Source organism: Microcoleus sp. T2B6, assembly GCF_036700475.1.
Lineage (GTDB): Bacteria > Cyanobacteriota > Cyanobacteriia > Cyanobacteriales > Microcoleaceae > Microcoleus.
The window spans coordinates 41,610-59,984 of record NZ_JAUBOZ010000024.1; the positions used below are offsets into that span (position 1 = coordinate 41,610).

At 44.4% G+C, this 18,375-nt stretch carries 25 protein-coding genes; 12 read left to right on the forward strand and 13 right to left on the reverse strand.

Annotated elements, in window-relative coordinates:
* The first annotated feature begins 62 nt into the window (after positions 1 to 62).
* On the forward strand, positions 63 to 1,595 hold the full coding sequence (gene ilvA / locus QUA00_RS13395) for a threonine ammonia-lyase, biosynthetic (protein ID WP_333083310.1): 1,533 nt from the start codon (positions 63 to 65) through the stop codon (positions 1,593 to 1,595).
* Between the two features lie 104 nt (positions 1,596 to 1,699).
* Here ilvA and QUA00_RS13400 read toward each other — a convergent pair whose 3' ends face one another.
* The 4 genes from QUA00_RS13400 to QUA00_RS13415 form a co-directional block, all read right to left on the reverse strand.
* On the reverse strand, positions 1,700 to 2,524 hold the full coding sequence (locus QUA00_RS13400) for an Rpn family recombination-promoting nuclease/putative transposase (RefSeq protein ID WP_333409922.1): 825 nt from the start codon (positions 2,522 to 2,524) through the stop codon (positions 1,700 to 1,702).
* 65 nt (positions 2,525 to 2,589) lie between these two features.
* Complete coding sequence (locus QUA00_RS13405; protein WP_333142581.1) at positions 2,590 to 3,471, reverse strand: Rpn family recombination-promoting nuclease/putative transposase; 882 nt, start codon at positions 3,469 to 3,471, stop codon at positions 2,590 to 2,592.
* 88 nt (positions 3,472 to 3,559) lie between these two features.
* On the reverse strand, positions 3,560 to 4,405 hold the full coding sequence (locus tag QUA00_RS13410; RefSeq protein ID WP_333409923.1) for an Rpn family recombination-promoting nuclease/putative transposase: 846 nt from the start codon (positions 4,403 to 4,405) through the stop codon (positions 3,560 to 3,562).
* 148 nt (positions 4,406 to 4,553) lie between these two features.
* Positions 4,554 to 4,799 carry a hypothetical protein gene (locus QUA00_RS13415; protein WP_333142582.1) on the reverse strand — a complete coding sequence of 82 codons (246 nt, stop codon included), beginning with the start codon at positions 4,797 to 4,799 and terminating at the stop codon, positions 4,554 to 4,556.
* Positions 4,800 to 4,922: 123 nt separating this feature from the next.
* On the opposite strand from QUA00_RS13415, the gene QUA00_RS13420 reads away from it, so the two are divergent.
* The 4 genes from QUA00_RS13420 to QUA00_RS13435 all read left to right on the forward strand — a co-directional run bounded on the left by QUA00_RS13420 (position 4,923) and on the right by QUA00_RS13435 (position 6,630).
* Positions 4,923 to 5,195 carry a helix-turn-helix transcriptional regulator gene (locus QUA00_RS13420; protein ID WP_333032399.1) on the forward strand — a complete coding sequence of 91 codons (273 nt, stop codon included), beginning with the start codon at positions 4,923 to 4,925 and terminating at the stop codon, positions 5,193 to 5,195.
* A 126-nt stretch (positions 5,196 to 5,321) separates the two neighbouring features.
* Positions 5,322 to 5,738, forward strand: a complete 417-nt coding sequence (locus QUA00_RS13425) for a XisH family protein (protein WP_333409924.1) — start codon at positions 5,322 to 5,324, stop codon at positions 5,736 to 5,738.
* Positions 5,726 to 6,061 (forward strand): XisI protein, encoded by a 336-nt coding sequence (locus QUA00_RS13430; RefSeq protein WP_333409925.1) that lies wholly within the window; start codon positions 5,726 to 5,728, stop codon positions 6,059 to 6,061. Before QUA00_RS13425 ends, QUA00_RS13430 begins: the two co-directional genes overlap by 13 nt.
* Positions 6,062 to 6,132: 71 nt before the next feature.
* The gene (locus QUA00_RS13435) at positions 6,133 to 6,630 is read left to right on the forward strand and encodes a DUF29 domain-containing protein (RefSeq protein WP_333409926.1); all 498 of its coding nucleotides are present in this window, start codon (positions 6,133 to 6,135) and stop codon (positions 6,628 to 6,630) included.
* 74 nt (positions 6,631 to 6,704) lie between these two features.
* Here the strand turns inward: QUA00_RS13435 and QUA00_RS13440 are convergent, their stop codons facing one another.
* The 6 genes from QUA00_RS13440 to QUA00_RS13465 form a co-directional block, all read right to left on the reverse strand.
* Positions 6,705 to 6,926, reverse strand: coding sequence for a hypothetical protein (locus QUA00_RS13440; protein WP_333409927.1), 222 nt, complete (start codon positions 6,924 to 6,926; stop codon positions 6,705 to 6,707).
* Positions 6,890 to 7,057 carry a DUF5615 family PIN-like protein gene (locus QUA00_RS13445; protein WP_333409928.1) on the reverse strand — a complete coding sequence of 56 codons (168 nt, stop codon included), beginning with the start codon at positions 7,055 to 7,057 and terminating at the stop codon, positions 6,890 to 6,892. Before QUA00_RS13445 ends, QUA00_RS13440 begins: the two co-directional genes overlap by 37 nt.
* Complete coding sequence (locus QUA00_RS13450) at positions 7,054 to 7,389, reverse strand: DUF433 domain-containing protein (protein ID WP_333409929.1); 336 nt, start codon at positions 7,387 to 7,389, stop codon at positions 7,054 to 7,056. Before QUA00_RS13450 ends, QUA00_RS13445 begins: the two co-directional genes overlap by 4 nt.
* The gene (locus QUA00_RS13455; protein WP_333409930.1) at positions 7,386 to 7,661 is read right to left on the reverse strand and encodes a hypothetical protein; all 276 of its coding nucleotides are present in this window, start codon (positions 7,659 to 7,661) and stop codon (positions 7,386 to 7,388) included. Before QUA00_RS13455 ends, QUA00_RS13450 begins: the two co-directional genes overlap by 4 nt.
* Before the next feature lie 211 nt (positions 7,662 to 7,872).
* On the reverse strand, positions 7,873 to 8,337 hold the full coding sequence (locus QUA00_RS13460) for a hypothetical protein (protein WP_333409931.1): 465 nt from the start codon (positions 8,335 to 8,337) through the stop codon (positions 7,873 to 7,875).
* 38 nt (positions 8,338 to 8,375) lie between these two features.
* Positions 8,376 to 8,882: a hypothetical protein gene (locus QUA00_RS13465; protein WP_333409932.1), complete on the reverse strand. Its 507-nt coding sequence runs from the start codon at positions 8,880 to 8,882 to the stop codon at positions 8,376 to 8,378.
* Positions 8,883 to 9,150: 268 nt separating this feature from the next.
* On the opposite strand from QUA00_RS13465, the gene QUA00_RS13470 reads away from it, so the two are divergent.
* Genes QUA00_RS13470 through QUA00_RS13485 form a run of 4 tightly spaced genes read left to right on the forward strand, consistent with a single transcriptional unit; the run spans position 9,151 to position 10,452 of the window.
* Positions 9,151 to 9,666, forward strand: coding sequence for a hypothetical protein (locus tag QUA00_RS13470; RefSeq protein WP_333409933.1), 516 nt, complete (start codon positions 9,151 to 9,153; stop codon positions 9,664 to 9,666).
* A 53-nt stretch (positions 9,667 to 9,719) separates the two neighbouring features.
* Positions 9,720 to 9,875, forward strand: a complete 156-nt coding sequence (locus tag QUA00_RS13475) for a type II toxin-antitoxin system HicB family antitoxin (RefSeq protein WP_333142591.1) — start codon at positions 9,720 to 9,722, stop codon at positions 9,873 to 9,875.
* 23 nt (positions 9,876 to 9,898) lie between these two features.
* On the forward strand, positions 9,899 to 10,105 hold the full coding sequence (locus QUA00_RS13480) for a hypothetical protein (RefSeq protein ID WP_333106969.1): 207 nt from the start codon (positions 9,899 to 9,901) through the stop codon (positions 10,103 to 10,105).
* Complete coding sequence (locus QUA00_RS13485; protein WP_333409934.1) at positions 10,105 to 10,452, forward strand: type II toxin-antitoxin system PemK/MazF family toxin; 348 nt, start codon at positions 10,105 to 10,107, stop codon at positions 10,450 to 10,452. The genes QUA00_RS13480 and QUA00_RS13485 overlap by 1 nt, the downstream gene beginning before the upstream one ends.
* Here QUA00_RS13485 and QUA00_RS13490 read toward each other — a convergent pair.
* The 3 genes from QUA00_RS13490 to QUA00_RS13500 all read right to left on the reverse strand — a co-directional run bounded on the left by QUA00_RS13490 (position 10,440) and on the right by QUA00_RS13500 (position 12,324).
* A complete protein-coding gene (locus tag QUA00_RS13490; RefSeq protein WP_333409935.1) occupies positions 10,440 to 10,691 on the reverse strand; it encodes a hypothetical protein in 252 nt (83 codons plus the stop codon). The genes QUA00_RS13485 and QUA00_RS13490 overlap by 13 nt on opposite strands.
* Positions 10,692 to 10,948: 257 nt before the next feature.
* Complete coding sequence (locus QUA00_RS13495) at positions 10,949 to 11,800, reverse strand: DUF6920 family protein (RefSeq protein ID WP_333409936.1); 852 nt, start codon at positions 11,798 to 11,800, stop codon at positions 10,949 to 10,951.
* Between the two features lie 149 nt (positions 11,801 to 11,949).
* The gene (locus QUA00_RS13500; RefSeq protein ID WP_333409937.1) at positions 11,950 to 12,324 is read right to left on the reverse strand and encodes a DUF1257 domain-containing protein; all 375 of its coding nucleotides are present in this window, start codon (positions 12,322 to 12,324) and stop codon (positions 11,950 to 11,952) included.
* Positions 12,325 to 12,587: 263 nt separating this feature from the next.
* Between QUA00_RS13500 and QUA00_RS13505 the strand changes: the two genes are divergently transcribed.
* From QUA00_RS13505 to QUA00_RS13515, 3 genes are all read left to right on the forward strand, one after another.
* Positions 12,588 to 13,778, forward strand: coding sequence for a WD40 repeat domain-containing protein (locus QUA00_RS13505; protein ID WP_333409938.1), 1,191 nt, complete (start codon positions 12,588 to 12,590; stop codon positions 13,776 to 13,778).
* 524 nt (positions 13,779 to 14,302) lie between these two features.
* Entirely contained in the window at positions 14,303 to 16,675 is a 2,373-nt protein-coding gene (locus QUA00_RS13510; RefSeq protein WP_333409939.1) for a PAS domain S-box protein, read from the forward strand.
* The gene (locus QUA00_RS13515) at positions 16,675 to 18,375 is read left to right on the forward strand and encodes an EAL domain-containing protein (protein WP_333142599.1); all 1,701 of its coding nucleotides are present in this window, start codon (positions 16,675 to 16,677) and stop codon (positions 18,373 to 18,375) included. The genes QUA00_RS13510 and QUA00_RS13515 overlap by 1 nt, the downstream gene beginning before the upstream one ends.

An 18,375-nucleotide genomic window follows, 5' to 3' on the forward strand; every position in this document is an offset into this window, starting at 1 on the left:
GCGATCGCCAATTCCCCGCAAAATACTAACACAAGTGCCGTACAATTAACCCACCATCCGGCATCAACCAACCTGCTAACCCCATGCTTTGCGATTACCTGGTACAAATCCTCACCGCCCGCGTCTACGATGTTGCTCAAGAAACAGCACTAGAATGCGCCCCGAATCTATCAGCACGGCTCAACAATAAACTTTTGCTGAAGCGAGAGGATATGCAGTCGGTGTTTTCCTTCAAACTGCGGGGTGCATACAACAAAATGGCGCAACTGTCGCCGGATTTGCTAGCACAAGGTGTGATTGCAGCTTCCGCCGGCAACCACGCCCAAGGAGTCGCCCTCGCCGCCCGCCACCTCGGCACTCGCGCGATTATCGTCATGCCCGTAACGACACCGCAGGTGAAGGTAAATGCGGTGATAGCCCGTGGTGGAGAGGTAGTCTTGCATGGGGATGCTTACGATGATGCCTACGCCTTTGCGCGCCAATTAGAGGCCGAAAAAGGTATGACTTTTATTCACCCTTTTGATGATCCCTACGTGATTGCTGGACAGGGTACGATCGGCATGGAAATTCTGCGACAACATCAAAAACCAATTCATGCGATTTTTGTGGCAATTGGTGGCGGCGGATTGATTTCGGGAATTGCGGCCTATGTCAAGCGGTTGCGGCCGGAAATTAAGATTATTGGCGTCGAACCGGTGGATTCCGATGCAATGAATCAATCCCTGAAAGCGGGTAAACGGGTGCGTTTGTCGCAGGTGGGTTTATTTGCTGATGGCGTTGCTGTGCGGGAAGTTGGGGAGGAAACTTTTCGGTTGTGTCAGGAGTATGTGGATGAGATTATTTTGGTGGATACGGATGATGTTTGCGCGGCGATTAAGGATGTTTTTGAAGATACGCGATCGATCTTAGAACCTGCTGGCGCTTTGGCGATCGCAGGTGCGAAAGCTTACGTGGAACGGGAACAAATCGCAGGAGAAACATTAATTGCTGTTGCTTGTGGCGCGAACATGAATTTTGATCGGCTGCGTTTTGTAGCAGAAAGAGCCGAGTTTGGCGAACGCCGCGAAGCCATTTTTGCAGTCACAATTCCCGAACAACCGGGAAGTCTCCGCAGGTTTTGCGAATGTCTGGGCAAGCGCAATTTAACTGAATTTAGCTATCGAATTGCGGATGAAAAAGAAGCACATATTTTTATCGGCGTGCAAATTCAAAACCGTGCGGATGCGGTGAAGATAGCCGCAAGTTTTGAAGATTGTGGCTTCAAGACTTTGGATTTAACTGATGATGAATTAACGAAATTGCACGTGCGGCATATGGTGGGCGGGCGTTCGATGCTGGCCAATCATGAATTGTTTTATCGCTTTGAATTTCCCGAACGTCCCGGTGCGTTGATGAAGTTTGTCGGTTCGATGAGCCCTAACTGGAATATCAGCGTTTTTCACTATCGCAATAACGGCGCAGATTACGGGCGAATTGTGGTGGGAATTCAAGTCCCGCCCGATGAGATGCAGGAGTGGCAGGCTTTTTTGGATACGCTGGGCTATCAGTATGGGGATGAGAGTCAAAATCCGGCTTATAAGTTGTTTTTGAGGTAGGGTTTATGACTCGGCGGTTTCAACCGCTTCTTGTCAAACGAAGTCCGCGCAACGCGAGACTAAGAAAATGGACGCGAACAAAGTCATGTCTGGTTTTCGACGCATCAAACTTCCGATCGCAAATTCCGCACATCCTCTATACTGAGTCCGGTTGTTTGACTGATAGTTGCATCATCCAGGCGATCGAGCAATTGCCGCGCGATCGCCAGCTTTTCTGCTTGAACGGCTTGGATTATAGCTCCTTGTTGGTCGTAAATAAACATTTCTCTGCGTTCGATATCTGCCAATTCATCAAGGGTTAAATTCACTTGATTTGCGATGCCAAAGGCTTGATGAATCTCTGGAACGCTATCCATTACTGGCGGGACATCCGTTATTGTCCTCGCATATTTCATGAAATATATCCATTTATCCGCAAGGGTTTCTAGCTGGTCTACTTCTTTGGTGAATTTAGGAAGTTCTACAAATACCAACTCGATGTTATTATCGGTATATGGGAGATTGCTCGTTACTTCTTTGTAGACAAATCTCGAAATTAGTCGAGCGCTATTTGCAAACATCTCGAAATCAGTCAGTGTTAATGCTATCACTGGTTTGAGCATTCGGTAGCCTTCTCCTTTTTGCAATTGAAAGGCGTAAGTTTTGGCTGCGTTGTACAAAACTCTCTTGCCGAAAGACTCTACGTTTAATACCTGCATTTCAATAATGACTAGCCTACCATCAATTAGTTTGGCTTTGACATCTAAATAAGTATCTTTCAAGCCTTCGACTTTGGGCGGTAAGTTAGGGTCGATAATTTCTAAGTCTGCAATGGTAGGATTGCCATCGTAAATCATGGCGTTGAGAAAGCTGATGAGAATGTCTTTGCTTTCTGAGGAGCCAAATATTTTTTTGAAGGCGTAATCGGTTTTGGGGTTGATGAATGTCATGGTTGGAATCGGGAATCACGATCGCTATTTCGATTTTATCATCGGTGCTCTTTTTGAAATAAATCTCATTCCGATCGCAAATTCTGCACGTACTCAACGCTAAGTCCGGTTATTTGAGCGATTGTTGCGTCATCTAGGCGATCGAGTAACTGCCGTGCGATCGTCAGCTTTTCTTCTTGTCGGCCTTCTTGTCGGCCTTCTTGTCTGCTTTCTTGTCTGCTTTCTTGAACAGCATCTTTAACAGCTTTAATTATCGCTCCTTGCTGGTCGTAAATAAACATTTCTTGCCGTTCGATATTTGCTATTTCCTCCGGGCTTAAATTCACTCGATCTGCGATGTCAAAAGCTTGATGGATTTCGGGTACGCTATCCATTACTGGCGGGATTTCCGTTATCGTTACCGCGTATTTCATGAAATAGAGCCATTTATCTGCTAGAGTTTCTAGTCGGTCTACTGTTTTGGTAAATTTTGGTAATTCTACAAATACTAACTTTAGATCGTTATCGGGATAGGGTAAGTTAGAAATCTCTTCTTTGTAGACAAATCGCGAAATTAAGTTGTTGCTGTTTTTAAACATCTCGAAATCAGTTATTGTTAAGGCAATTACTGGTCTGAGCATTCGATATCCTTGTCCCTTTTGCAATTGAGATGCGTAGGTTTTGGCGGCGTTGTACAAGATTCTTTGTCCGAAAGATTCGACGTTTAATACCTGCATTTCAATGATGACTAAAGTACCGTCGGCTAGTTGGGCTTTGACATCTAAAGAGGAGTCTTTTAAACCTTCGACTTTGGGCGGGAGGTTGGGGTCGATAATTTCTAAGTCTTCAATGGTAGGATTGCCCTCGTAAATTATGGCGTTGAGAAAGCTGATCAGAATGTCTTTGCTTTCTGAGGAACCAAATATTTTTTTGAAGGCGTAATCGGTTTTGGGGTTGATGAATGTCATGGTGGGAATCGGGAATAACGACCGCTATTTCGATTCTATCATCGGCGCGATGGGACTTGATGGGCGATCGCCCTTTTTGAAATAAATCTCATTCCGAGCGCAAATTCTGCACATCCTGAACGCTAAGTCCGGTTATTTGAGCGATTGTTGCGTCATCTAGGCGATCGAGTAACTGCCGTGCGATCGCCTGTTTTTCTTCTTGTCTAGCGTCTCGATCGGCATCTTTAACAGCTTTAATGATCGTGCCTTGCTGGTCGTAAATAAACATTTCTTGCCGTTCGATATTTGCCAGTTCATCCGGGCTTAAATTCGCTTGATCGGCGATGCCAAAAGCTTGATGAATTTCGGGGACGCTATCCATTACTGGCGGTACTTCCGTTATCGTTATTGCGTATTTCATGAAATAGAGCCATTTATCTGCCAGAGTTTCTAGTTGGTCTACTGATTTGGTGAATTTCGGCAATTCTACAAATACCAACTTGATGTCATTATCGGGATATTGTAAGTTAGACTTTTCTTCTTTGTAGACAAAGCTCGAAATTAATTTGCCGCTATTTTTAAACATCTCGAAATCAGTAATCGTCAAGGCAATTACTGGTTTGAGCATTCGATATCCTTCTCCTTTCTGCAATTGAAATGCGTAGGTTTTCGCTGCGTTGTACAAGATTCTTTGTCCGAAAGACTCGACGTTTAATACCTGCATTTCAATGATGACTAGAGTTCCGTCGGCAAGTTTGGCTTTGACATCTAAAGAAGAGTCTTTTAAGCCTTCAACTCGGGGCGGGAGGTTGGGATCGATAATTTCCAAGTCTTCAATAGTCGGATTGCCTTCGTAAATTATGGCGTTGAGGAAACTGATGAGAATGTCTTTGCTATCTGAGGAACCGAAGATTTTTTTGAAGGCGTAATCTGTTTTGGGGTTGATGAATGTCATGGTGGGAATCGGGAATGGCGATCGCTATCTCGATTGTATCAATAGGGCGATGGCTACGCCCCGGCCCCGGCCTACGAACTTGACGGGCGATCGCACGATTCCGAAACATCAGGTTTATGAAATGCGATCGCCCTCCTCGTCAGTTGCGTCAATTCTTCTGCAACCATTTGGTGAGCACGCGCATCCACTGGCCGGTATTCGGTGCACGCTGCAAGTCGCTCCAGTCTGCCATTTGGGCAAAACCTAGTCGCACCAGCCAATTTACTACGGCGGTTATGCCTTGGCGGGAGCCAACAACCATGATACGCACGGGTTCCCGGTTTTCTCGATCGTCCGTGGGTTCTGCCTCTTGTTGGGTGTCCTTGGGCGGTTCGATTGGAAAGTCTTTAGCCATTGGGAAGTCCTCATCTTCAAAATCAACCTATGACTACATATGTGTAGTTACCAATATCATACCGCAATGAATACATATATGTAGTCATTTACGGTTGGGGCATCCCTTGGCATCATGGGGTGCATGGGGAAAGCTGGTCGAGTTTTGAGAGATGTGCTGAATACCTATGGCATTAGCCAAAACAAATTGGCGATCGCAATGGGCGTGCGACGTTCCGTTGTCTATCGTTGGTTTAATGAGCTCATCGATCCAACGGGAGACACGCTTGTGAAGATGGTTGTGGCGTTAAAGTTGCTAGATATAGATGCAGCGCGGGAGTTTGTGCAGCGCTATTTGGGTGAAGTTTTGGAGGATGAGGGTGAGGGTGAGGTCGATCGATCTACAAACACAGAATAGACTTATTGTTCAGAAGGTCGATCGAACTTGACGGGCGATTCCCTTCCCGATAGCTTCGCTCGCCCGCACTTTTCCAGATAGACGCGATGGGAAGTACAATAAAGTTGAAGTGTAAAAAAGGGAAAAATGGCAGCACGAGACCTGTTTCATGAATCTGTTAAGATTGCCCTTCAGAAAGAGAATTGGGTGATTACCGACGATCCGCTGAAGGTGGAAACAGGTGGAGCAAAGTTTGAAATTGATTTGGGTGCAGAGCGCTTACTGGCAGCACAACGGGAAGGAGAGAAAATCGCCGTAGAAATTAAAACATTTTTGGGTGACTCCCCGATTACAGATTATCATGCGGCATTAGGACAGTTTCTGAATTATCGGCTTGCATTAGAACTTAAGGAACCCGATCGCAAGCTTTATTTAGCAGTTCCTGTTGCGGTGCACGAAGCTTTTTTTCAGCGGGAGTTTTTGCAAATTTCAGTAGAGCGGCATCAAGTTAACCGCATTGTTTACGATCCAATAAATGAGGTGATTGTGCAATGGATAAACTAGAGCATTACCGTCAGTCGATTCAAGCATTATTGACCGAATATGCGGCAATTCCGGTCTCCAACGGTGCGATCGAGTCGCAAATAATTTTTGATACGCAGCGGGATCATTATCAGGTGACGAATGTTGGTTGGGATGGGCATCGGCGGGTGTATGGATGTGTGATCCATTTGGATATTAAGGATGGCAAGATTTGGTTGCAGCAGAATACAACGGAGATGCGAGTCGCGCACGAGTTGGCGGCAATGGGTGTGGCAAAGGATGATATTATTTTGGGATTTCAAGCGCCCTATGTGCGCGAATATACGGGATTTGGGGTGGCTTAGCCCTTGCCAAGGCTCCGGCGATGTTTTTTTCAAAGTTGTACAACGAAATAACACTAAATTTTGATGTTTTTATGCAAACACCACAAACTGGAAAAATACCGGAAAACTTAATACAAAGTCTTTATGAAACTGATTTTTATGCTTGGACTCAGGAACAAGCAAAACTCCTCAAACATCGAGAATGGAGTCAAATTGACCTACCTAATTTAATCGAGGAGATTGAGTCATTGGGAAAACAACAACGCGCCGAATTAAGAAATCGATTGAGTATTTTGATTGGACATTTGCTTAAATGGGAATATCAAGTATCAAAAAGAAGTCGCAGTTGGGTGAATAAAATTTGCATCCAGCGTATCGATATCTTAGAGTTACTCAAAGAGAATCCAAGTCTCAAACCTTACCTACAAGAAGCCCTCCAGACAGCTTACATCAAAGGAATGGCATTAGCTTCTGGAGAAACAAATCTGCCGCGAAAAACTTTTCCCGAGAATTGTCAGTATACGTTAGAAGAAATTTTTAGCGATGCTTTTTATCCTGGTGAACCTGCAACAGATGATGTGATGGAATAAGATCGATCTTAGGCTGTTGATGAGGGCGATCGGGCTTTTAGTGCGGCAAAGCTAAATTAAACGGTTGCAACTCATCATAAAGGGAGATACTGAATTTGTCCTGCCAATTCTCCCTCAAGACTGCACTCCAGAAGGATCAGAATATCCTCAATTACCCTACCAATTGGTGCATCGAAGGTAACTTCAACAACTCCTGACATTGGCTTACCTGCGGCCATACGTTCATAGGCATAGCGCGTAATCGTAGCCACATCATGAGTCAGCAAAATCCGATCTTCTCTTCTTGGGCGGCCCATTCCAGCACTGTTGGGTCATCTTCACCGGATAAGCCAACGTCTTGGACGCGAACAATGTCAATGTCTGATTGGCGACGCATCAAACCTCTAACAATTGTATTGTCAAAGTTTTCATCAGCTAGGAATTTCATGCCGATTTCTCTGCCTTGCGGGCCAGCAATCTGTCACGCAATCCCTGCGGATCAAACCTTGCCTCATTCATTTTGCGAATCTCTTGTGCTTGTTGCTGTCTTTGCTGCAAATACGTTTCGACTTCCTGCTGATGATTGAGGTAAAAGGCGATGGTGGCATACACATCTGCCAACCTCAGTGACGGATAACGATAAACTATTTCCTCTGCTGTACTTCCCTGCTTAAACACTGCAATCACGGTATCCAAAGTCACGCGAGTTTTACCCACTCGCACCACACCGTCAGCATTAGTTTGCAGGGGTGCAGGTTCAGCTACAACTACTAATGTCATGGCAACCTCAACGTTCGCTGTCTTAATTGTATCAGAAGGTCGATATGACTTTGAGGGAAAATTTCAGTTAGAGGGGTAATATCGCCAGCAGCGATTTCCTGACGTACTATCTCAGCTAAACTATCCCACTGAGCGTCTGTTGTCGCTTCAAATTGATCCTTCCACACCTGTTCATCACTGATATCCTCTTCCGCCATTAGAATGCGGATTAACTCTCGTTTCTCGATCGCAGACAGTTGTCTAATGGTAGGGAGTAATTCTGTTAGTGTCATCAGTTGTTTTCCTACGATGCGTCTATGTTAACGGTAGCAGCTTAGCGTAGTAATTGCAACTTCCAGGGGAGCTTGACAAAGATAGGCGCGATCGCATTTTAGTAGCGATCGCGCGGCGGTATGATATTCCTAATGTTGAAACGATTTGGTAGTTGCGGGCGATCGCACTTGGGTTTTCTGGTTAGGGCGATCGCTCTTCGCACACCAGAATCTATTCTGGTTTTATCCAACCTTTAACGATCGCCTTCCCGACATTGACATAAGGATTGTCTAAAAACTCTTCGATCGCAGCTTCACCACCAGCCTGCAATGCACCAACCGCACGACGCTTGAAACTTGGAGTAGTTTCATCATTAACGTGAGCAATCTTTTCAGCCTCAGTAGCGGTGGGATTAGTTACCTCTAACTGTTTGAGAAGTTCTTGAATTTCTTTTGCTGAAGCAGCAAGAGTTTGTTTCTGTTCTGATTGTTGGACAAAAGTGGTGTTGTCAGCTCTGGCATTCTCACCCATAGCTCCAACCTGACCCTGATTATTATTATAGGAAGTTTCTGACACTGATTTACTCTCCGATACGGGTTTATACTCTACATTTCCACCGACGTTTCCTTGAACCAAGTTGCCCTTAAAGCTACTGTTATTCATATCTACAGATTTCCGTTCCATAGCTGATCGCATCTTCAATTGCTAATGTTTACTTTTAGTCCGATATTCGCTCAATCCTCATGAAAATACGAAGTGTCTCCCCCAGCATTTCCCTGTATAAAATTACCACTCACCTCACTATTACTAATGGATATTTGGTAAGTAGCTTCCTTGTCAGCTTCAATGAAATCATATATTTGTATAATGATTACCTTGAGATTTTTCGTTTTAGTTGTAGTAAAAAGCGTCTTATCACCAGAATTGAGAGTTATTAATAAACCGTAGTGTTTGGGCTTAATCAAGTTCCAACCTAGACCTACAATTCCGGGATAAAATAAATACTGACCTCCGGCCCAGTTGTCATATTGCGTAATCATCACGAATGAATAGCCAAGAGAAAGTATAATAATCCACCAAGGAATCATTCCTATTTCTACTTCTCCTTCACTAAAACCTGTTATATTGTGAGTCTGGTAAACATTATTTGAAAAACGAATTGTTCTTTTAGTTAACGTAATAACTTGATCGCGTACTAAAGTAATACCCTTATTACTTTTAAATGGGTTTAGTGTTGTCATTGATTATACCTAGAGAATAATTGATGGTTTAGACTATGTATCAGCACCCTTTTTAGCACTAAAGCGCAAACCTAACCTAAAAGTTAATGTCCTTGATTATTGCTGCTAAAACTTTATTCTTTATACGATATGCCAATCCGGGAAGAATGAAAATTGGAAAAAGTTGGATCTTCCGAAAATTGGGGCGCGAGGCAAAAAAGTTACAAAAAGTTGGGGAAAGTTGGTAAAAGTTGGGTATAGTTACTACAGCCATCTCATCATCCCACCTATGGACATTCCTCAGACAGTGCAATTTGTCGATCGAGCTGTCTATACCAACACAGGTAAACGTCTAAATAACTTGCAGCGAAAAATTATTTCGGGAATACTGAATCGTCAAAAATATGCTGACGTTGCCGAAACTTATGGTTATAGCTCCCAGCACGTTAAAAAGGCTAGTCACGAACTTTTACAAATGTTATCTGAAGTGTTTGGCGAACAAGTAAAAAAAAGTAATCTTGAATCCGTTATAGAAAGACAGATAAATCAGAATATAAATCTTGGTAATAATACTACTATTAAAAATAGTAGCAATATTAGCTACATTAACAACTGTTCTAATTCCTCTACTCCTACGCCCGATCAAAGTCAGCCGGAAACTCCCGACTTGCAGCAGAAAACCAAAAATCAAACTAAGATTGAAACAATTGATAAATTACGGCAGTTTGGCTTGAGCGACGAGCAAATTGCAGAAGCGCTAGATATACCTTTAGAGCAGGTTAAACAGGTGGACTTGGAGGAGTAAAGTCTGCTACAGTAATGAAGAGGTAAATTTTGAGAATAAATTAGGAGAATCAATTGAAAATCAAAATTATCATTCACGAAGCAGAAGAAGGCGGATACTGGGCAGAAGTTCCTGCTATTCCTGGCTGTGCAACTGAGGGAGAAACTTTTGAGGAATTGCTGCAAAACCTCTATGAAGCGATCGAAGGTTGCCTTGTTGAAGTAAGATAAAATATCCCCAGATTTTTTCAGCTATGAACACAAAACTCATTGAATCCTTAGTACAAATCATCCAGACACTCTCAGAAGACGAGCAATTGCTAATCAAAGCAAAACTATTTAATAACATCCCCTATCCTTCTACTGTGGAAATAACCCAGTTAGCCCAAAGCGGAGGAGTATTTCAATTCCTGCACGACGAACCTGATATTTACACCCTTGAAGATGGAGAGCCAATTTAGTGAAGCTAAAAAAAGGAGATATTGTTTTAGCTGAATTTCCCTTTACAGATTTGAGTCAGAAAAAGTTACGTCCGGCTTTAGTGCTGTGGGCAAGTTCAACCATAGATGAAATTACGCTCTGCTTCATTTCTTCGCAAAATGTCACTACCCTAAGTTTAGATGAATTTGCTTTAAATGCTTCAGATCCAGAATTTCCCAGCACGGGATTAAAAGTATCTTCTAAAGTTAGAGTGACTCGGATTGTCAGTCTTGAACAGAGATTAATAGTGAGAAGATTGGGCGAGTTAGGAAGTCAGAAAATGCAGGAATTGAATGCAACTATCATACAAGCATTTCAATTAGTATAGCCTTGTTTTCTCTCGCGTACTTGCCGGAAACGATCCAAAATCCCTGCAATAAACGTTTCGCCATCAATCGGTGGAGTATGTTCGGACATGGCAACAGCAGCATCTATCTTAACTCGTACACCCTCGATCCACTGGCGATCGGCGAGAGCTGCTTGAAACTCATCAAGCCATTCGAGAAACTCTGCGAGTTCATTTTCTGGAAGTTCCCTTACTGCTGTCTTGAGTTCTGAAATGTTCATGGGTAATTAACTTTTTTTGCTAATAGCCGTTTACCTGTGTACTCTAATTATCAGATTGTTCCCATGAAATAGGGGAGAAAATCTCAGACGCAACCGACAACACAAACTATAGCAATCCTAAATCATTTGCATAATTATTGTAGGGGCAATCCGACCCCTACTCCCCGTGGTTGCCCGATAGATAAGGGGTAGGCACGGGGAGTAGGGGTAGCACTACCCCTACAAATTTATCTGAATCATTTAGGATTGCTATAGAATCATCGTGCAAACTCATAGGCAATATTCGTGATGCGGCCACGCCAGTAGGGCAATAGCGAGCCATCAGGCAGTTGCCACGCCACCTCACCGCAGAGGGGAATCCGCATACCGTCTCGCAATTCGTAGTCCCAGAAGCGGCCCTGCCAGGGCGCAAACAGCAGCCCCCCGTTAACTGTACGGGCCCGGGCCTCGGCGCGGATACTGGCGATTAGCCCTGCTTCATCAAAGCGGAAATCCAGGGAAACAGCGGTGTCGCCATCCTGTAGCGTTGCTCTGGCCGAAGAATTGTCGATCGCCTCCCAGCGAACACCCTGACTCGGCAAGAGTTTCGTCGGATACCAAGCCGCCTCCGCGAAAAAGCGCATTAGTTCCCCTTGTGCCGCTTCTGGAGTGCCACGAATATCCGCCAGAGTCACCAGGCCCAGCAGCGCTGCATGGAGGATGCCTTCGCCAGAAATGTAGGCATCATGAACAAACGCATTGATACCGGGCATCATCGCAATTCGCCCCTCCCAGTCAAAGCCAGGGCGCTGAGTAATTACGAGTTGAGTTGAGGTGAAGGCGCTCCATTTTTCTGCGGTTTCGCTCATGTTAAAAGTGCCTTCGTGGGAAACCCGCGCTGCTACAATTAGCGGTTGTCCATCCTCGATCACCGCGCGAAAGTAGCGCTGCACGGGCTGGGGTAAATCGGCGATTTCCCGCGCATCAAATGTGAGAGGTTTAATCGGCCTTCGCGCAGCTTCCAGATTGGCTCGCAGTTCCTTGGTACCGAGATGCCAGCGGTATGCTCCAAGGGCGATCGCGCCAACAATGCCAACTACAAGCGCCAGGATAATTAGTACGATCGCCACATGATTACTCCTCTTGATATTTCAATAAGCTGTCGCCCATTTAATTTTTAAGCTAGGGTTTACTTAAACTTTTGTGGCGCGGGCATCCTGCCCGCGCTCCATCTTCAATTTAAATGCCAAATAGCTTACCAGTTAATCCAGAGCGAGTCTTAAACCCATCTACCCACTACAACTCTCAGGGTTCCATCTGCCAAAGTTTCCTCTTCTTCAACATGGAAACCCTCTGACTGCACCGCCGCCATCAAAGTTTTCCGCGCGTATTTTTGACTAATTAAATTGACAAATTCCTGCTGATTAATTCGAGCGCCCCAAAAATCCGCTACCAATTCGTAATCCTCTCCGCTGCGGCGAAAACCCAAATCGTAACCATTAGATTGCCGAATCACGTACTCGGCATTAGTTTTGTCACCCCGATAACCCCGTACCTGCACATTGGACTCTACTTGATAACCCAACTCTTCCAACACTTGATGCAGCAGTTCGCCGTTCTTGATCTGAACCTTGATAGTTGTGAAGTGTGACATATCACTTTCGGATTTTTGTGTAAAACGCTGATTTGATTATAATAGCATAAACAGCAAGAGTCAAGAAGTTAGAAATTGTGTTCTTAAACCCGGTTTTAGCGTCACAGAAAGCAGCCAGGGTACAAGCCCCCGGATTCATCTGTGCAGAAATTAAAAACATAGTATCCGATAACAATTGCCCCGATTTATCCGTGCGTGAGTTCGCTTTCTTCAATCCTCCAATTCTTCAAATCTAAAATCCAAAATCTAAAATCTAAAATCGTATGATGGCCGACAATCCTAACCAACCCAGAGAATATGATGCCGTCCTCGGCGGCCAAAGTCAAATCCCGATCGCCGCGGCAGTTTTGGGAGGCATCGCCGGAGTCAAGCAGCGCTTCAACAGTCCTAGTATCGAGGCTCGGATTGCCGCTGTTAAAGACGCTCCTAAATACGGAGGCGCTGGTTTAAATTTAGCAATTGAGGCGCTGCTTGACCCCGCAGCAGAAGTGCAGCGAGTTGCTTATTTAATTTTGCGATCGAGGACAGAACCGCTAGTGCGCCAAGCTTTAAAAGAATTCGTGCCTTACAAGCTTTTTGACTGCATCCGCACGGTCAAAACTGGGACAAATGTTGCAATTAGTCCCGGAGGATCTCGCACCGCGAGTTTGCACGGGAAAATAATTAGAATTTGCGATGTAGATACAGGAGAAATACTCTATACTGTTGACAAGTATCCCCGCGCTCAAGAAACTTTTGTCCTTTGCCAAGAAAGCGAAGTTTTTGTGAGGAGCAGAAATACTCCGAAACATCGTGCGATCGAAATTTGGCAGGGAGGAGAATTGCGGCATACTTCCCTCGGACATGAAGGGGAAATTAGCGCAATTGTTATCAGTCCCGATAGTCAAGTTATCGCCACAGGTTCGGCAGATACTACTATCAAAATTTGGAATTTAGAGACGGGAAAGTTAATCTGTACTTTTGGCAGTCTTTTAACTTGGGGAGCTCATAAAGCAGGAATTGTTAGTCTTGCTTTTAGCCCGATCGCACAAACTCTCGCTAGCAGCAGTTCTGACGGTACAATTAAACTGTGGAACCTCCGCAGCAGAGAATGCTTCCAAACAATTAAGGGTTACGCGAATTGTCTGGCTTTCAGTCCAGACGGGCAGACTTTGGCTACTGGCGGCTGGGACAGAAATATTCAACTGCGGCCGCTATCGAATCCAGATAGTTCAATCACTTTGGCCGGGCATTTTAACTCGATAAATGCGATCGCCTTTAGTGCCGACGGACTCACTGTTGTCACTGCTAGTGCCGATGGTAATATCAAATTTTGGAATGCCAGTACGGGCGAAAATATTCACACTCTCAGCGGACATCAAAACTCTGTTACTTGTCTTACTTTTAGCAGCGATGGTGAAACTATTATCAGCGGCAGCTTAGACAAAACTGTCAAAATTTGGGGAGTTAATTGAAGGAAGTTCGGCAACGATCACTGTACAAGATGTAGCGGATGGAAGAAAGAGGAATAGGGAATAGGGAATAGGGAATAGGGAATAGGGCAGAAGGCAGAAGGCAGAAAGAAGAGGGAATCGACTTCATGATTTTCACAAATTAAGTACCTCCTAACCATTCAGGCGCTGCCTATATTTCTATTTTCCCGATTCCAGATTCCTCGGTGCGTGAATCTACGCAAACAAATATAATAAATTTACAATCCCAGTTCTTGTGCAAGCCGAGGATTGCGGAACTTCTTTTTGCATTACTACAAATAGTGACCGTAAAAATACCGACGCATCGGCCTTATTCAGCTTATTATCAATTTGTGAACTGTCGCCGGAAAGCCTGAGCGAGCCTCAATTTCTGAATCCTTTAAAGTAGCTTTAATATATCGCATCTTGGTCGGAGGAGTATTCCTGCTAATTGTAATATTTGACTTAAAAAGTTTATGCTTAAAAGATAGGCTGAGGTTAAATATACAGTGCGCCCTAGAGCAACCATGTCACACTGCAACCAATCCATCTGTCGTTCCCGCAATCTCCCAGAAATGTGCGCTACTGCTGCCAGTTGGCAGCAAAAAGCCGATCGACTAAGGGTAGAATTAAACACCACCCAGGATCTGCTTCACGCAGAAATCGCTCGGCTCAAACAAGCCAACGAAACCCTTCACGCCGCCGTCAGTTGTGCCCCAATTTTCCTGTGGGCCACAGACAGAGACGGCAAGTTAACCCTTGCAGCAGGGAAAGGATTAGAAAATTTGGGACTCAAACCAGGTGCAACTGTCGGGCTGTCGATTTGTGAAGTTTACAGCAGCCAGCCAGATATCTTAGAAAATATTGCTGAGGTACTAGCAGGAAACGATCGCACTTGGAACGTCCGAGAGAGGCATTTTATTCACGAAATTCGATCGGCAGCCCTGCGAGATGGAAACGGCGAAGTTGTCGGCGCCGTCGGTGTTTCTACTGAAATTACCGAGCGCGAGCAGTCCATCGCCACTCTGGAAACGGCAAATCAAGAATTAGAAGACAGACTGCAGCAGCAAACGGCTGTCTTCAATGCAGCACTTGCCGAAAGCGAAAAAAAGTACCGCAACCTCGTAGAAACCTCCCAAGAATTGATTTGGTCGATCGATATTGAAGGCCTCTTGACTTTTGTCAATTCCGCCGCCAAACGCATCTACGGTTACGAACCGCCAGAAATGATCGGACGGCGTTTCACCGATTTTTTAGTTCCCGATCAAGAAAATAGACCAAGAGAAATATTTGCCCAACTTTTAGCGAGAACCAAAATTCAGCCACAAACCGCTAATTCTCCTTACGAAACAGTACACCTTCGCAAAGACGGTACTCCCGTCCACCTGCGCGTCAACAGCATCGTCAACCAAGCTGAAAACGGCGCTATTTTAGGGTTGTGCGGAACGGCGACAGATATTAGCGATCGCAAGCGATCGGAACAAGCACTCCAAGAAGCTACAGACCAACTTCGCGCCGTCTTGGATGCCGTACCCGGACTGATTTCTTGGATCAGTTCCGATTTGCGGTATATTGGAGTCAACCAGCACTTAGCAACCTCATTCAACCTGTCTCCTGAAAGCTTTGTCGGTCAAGAAATCAACTTTCTCGACAAAGGCTCGACTTTCGGAGAACTGATCCGAATTTTTTTTAACAGTTCATCTCAGCAAACCTGCCAAGAAATAGAAATAGAAATTAACGGTTTCGTCCGCAACTATTTGATAGTAGCTCAGAAATATCATCAGGGAACCGCAGCAGTTTCTGTAGGAATAGACATTACCGACCGCAAGCGTGCAGAAGCTCTCAAAAACCAATTGATCTGCTCGCTGCAAGAATCCGAACACAAATTTCGTAGCCTTTATGAAGCCACCAGCGACGCAGTAATGTTGCTTGACGAAAAGGAGTTTTTTGACTGCAACCCCGCTACCTTAAAAATATTTGGCTGTAGCAACACCAAAGAATTTTACGGCAAGAAACTGAGCGACTTTTCCCCACAATTTCAGCCTAGCGGACAAGACTCATCCAGTCTAGCAATACAGAGAATATCGACAGCAATGCAAACAGGTAGCTGTCGCTTTGACTGGGTACAAAAACGACTCGACGGTTCAGAATTTCCCGCTGAAGTGCTGTTAAATGCAATGGAAATTAACGGACGAAAAGTAATTCAAGCAGTAGTGCGGGATATTACAGATCGCAAGCGCGACGAAGATGGCATCAAAGCATCCCTCGCAGAAAAAGAAGTTCTCCTCAAAGAAATTCACCACCGTGTCAAAAACAACCTCCAAGTTATTTCCAGTTTGCTCAAACTTCAGTCACGCTACATCCAAGACAGCCACGTTAGTGAAATGTTAAAAGAAAGTCAAAACCGAGTCAGATCAATGGCCCTGGTTCACGAACAATTGTATCAATCCAAAGACTTGTCAAACATTGACTTTGCTGAATATATCCAAAATCTCGCCCACAATTTATTCCAAGCTTATGAAAATCATGCAGAAGGCGTCAAGTTGCAAACAAATATTGCGCCGTGTTCTCTCAATATTGATACGGCCGTTCCCTGCGGGTTAATTATCAACGAGCTGGTGACAAATGCCCTCAAATATGCCTTTAAAGGACAAGTTAAAGGTAAAATTAACATAGATTTCACTTTAGATAATAACAGAGTTTGCGTGCTAACCGTGAGCGACAGCGGAATTGGTTTTCCTCAAGACTTAGATTATCGCAAAGCCCGAACCTTGGGTTTGCGACTTGTCGGGTCTTTAGTCAAGCAAATCCGGGGGGAAATAGAACTGTTAGAAACTGCGGGCACGACTTTTAGAATAACCTTTTGTCAACCCAAATTGCACTCGGAGGAGAAAAATTAGTGTCAAACAAAAAAATTCTGATAGTTGAAGACGAGAGCATCATTGCGGAAGACATTTCCGACAGTTTGATATCTCTAGGATATAGAATAACTGGGATGGTATATTCTGGAGAAGAAGCGATTGAATCGGCCGCCAAGTTCCGCCCGGATTTAGTTTTAATGGATGTTAACCTGCAAGGAGAAATCGATGGCATTACAGCAGCCGAAGAAATTCGCTTGCGCTTTCAAATTCCCGTAGTTTATCTGACAGCCTATGCCGATGAAACTACTTTGCGACGAGTCAATAGTACCAAACCGTTCGGCTATATTGTCAAGCCCTTTGAAGAAAAAAACTTGCACACAACTATTCAACTGGCACTCTACAGACATCAGTATGACAGCTTGACCAACCTGCCGAATCGTTCATTTTTGCGAGAAAAGTTAAGTCGAGTATTAGATGGTCAAAAAGAATTGTCAGGAGTCGTTCCAGTTGTCACGCTTAGCTTAGATAAAATCAACCGCATTAACAGTACCTGGGGACACGATATCGGCGACTCGGTGCTTTGCAGCATCGCCCAGCGGCTAACTAACTGCATGGAAAACATTAATATTGTTGCTCGTTTGGAAGCGGCAGAATTCGCGCTGATTCTTAAACCAGTTGCAGAAAAACAGGATGTGGCTAAGATTGCTCAAAACATTTTAGATATTGTATCCCAAGGTATGATTATCAAAGATTGCGAAGTCTATGTCACGGCTAGTATGGGGATCTGCTTGTATCCCGGAGACGGCATCGACGGAGATGAAATGCTGAAAAATGCTTATATAGCAATGTATCAATCTCAGCAAAAAGGCGGGAATAATTATAATTTTTATACGCCCAAAAAGGCGAATTATTTCATCAATACACTTCTTCAAGAAACTTCGCTGCGCCATGCTTTAAAAAGCTCAGAGTTTGAAATATACTATCAGCCGCAAATAGAAATTAAAACAGGTAAAATTATTGGTGCTGAAGCTTTAGTCCGCTGGAATCATCCAGAACGGGGGCGAGTTTCTCCGGGGGAATTTATTCCAATGGCTGAAGAAATGGGCTTGATTGCGCCGTTGGGTGAATGGGTATTAGAGACTGCTTGCAGGCAAACTAAAACATGGCAGAGAGCAGGTTTACCGCCCCTGCGAGTGGCAGTTAACGTGTCAGCCCGTCAATTCGAGCGCAAAAATTTCACGGAAAGAGTCAGGGAGATATTAACAGAAACCGATCTCGATCCCCAGTGTTTGGAATTAGAACTGACGGAAAGTCTTGTTTTGCAAGACGAAATTGCAGCAGCTAAAGCTTTTACGGTGTGGAAAGATCAGGGTATTAGGATAGCAATTGATGATTTTGGAATGGGATATTCTTCTTTGAGTTATCCAAAACGCTTTCCGTTTGATGCGCTCAAAATAGACAAGAGTTTTATTCGCGATATTGCAGACGATCGCCAAAATGCAGCGATCACAATAGCGATTATTCAAATGGCACACTGCATGAACATGACGGTGGTGGCTGAGGGGGTAGAAAATGAGCAAGAACTTGATTTTTTGTGCGAGTACGAATGCGACGAAATTCAAGGCCATCTTTTCAGCCCAGCTTTGCCAAGGGCTGAGTTTGAAGCGCTGCTGAAAAGCGATAAGTGCTGGGATTTACATCAATTCCGGTTGCAATCCTCCGGAATAGTTGACTGTTGA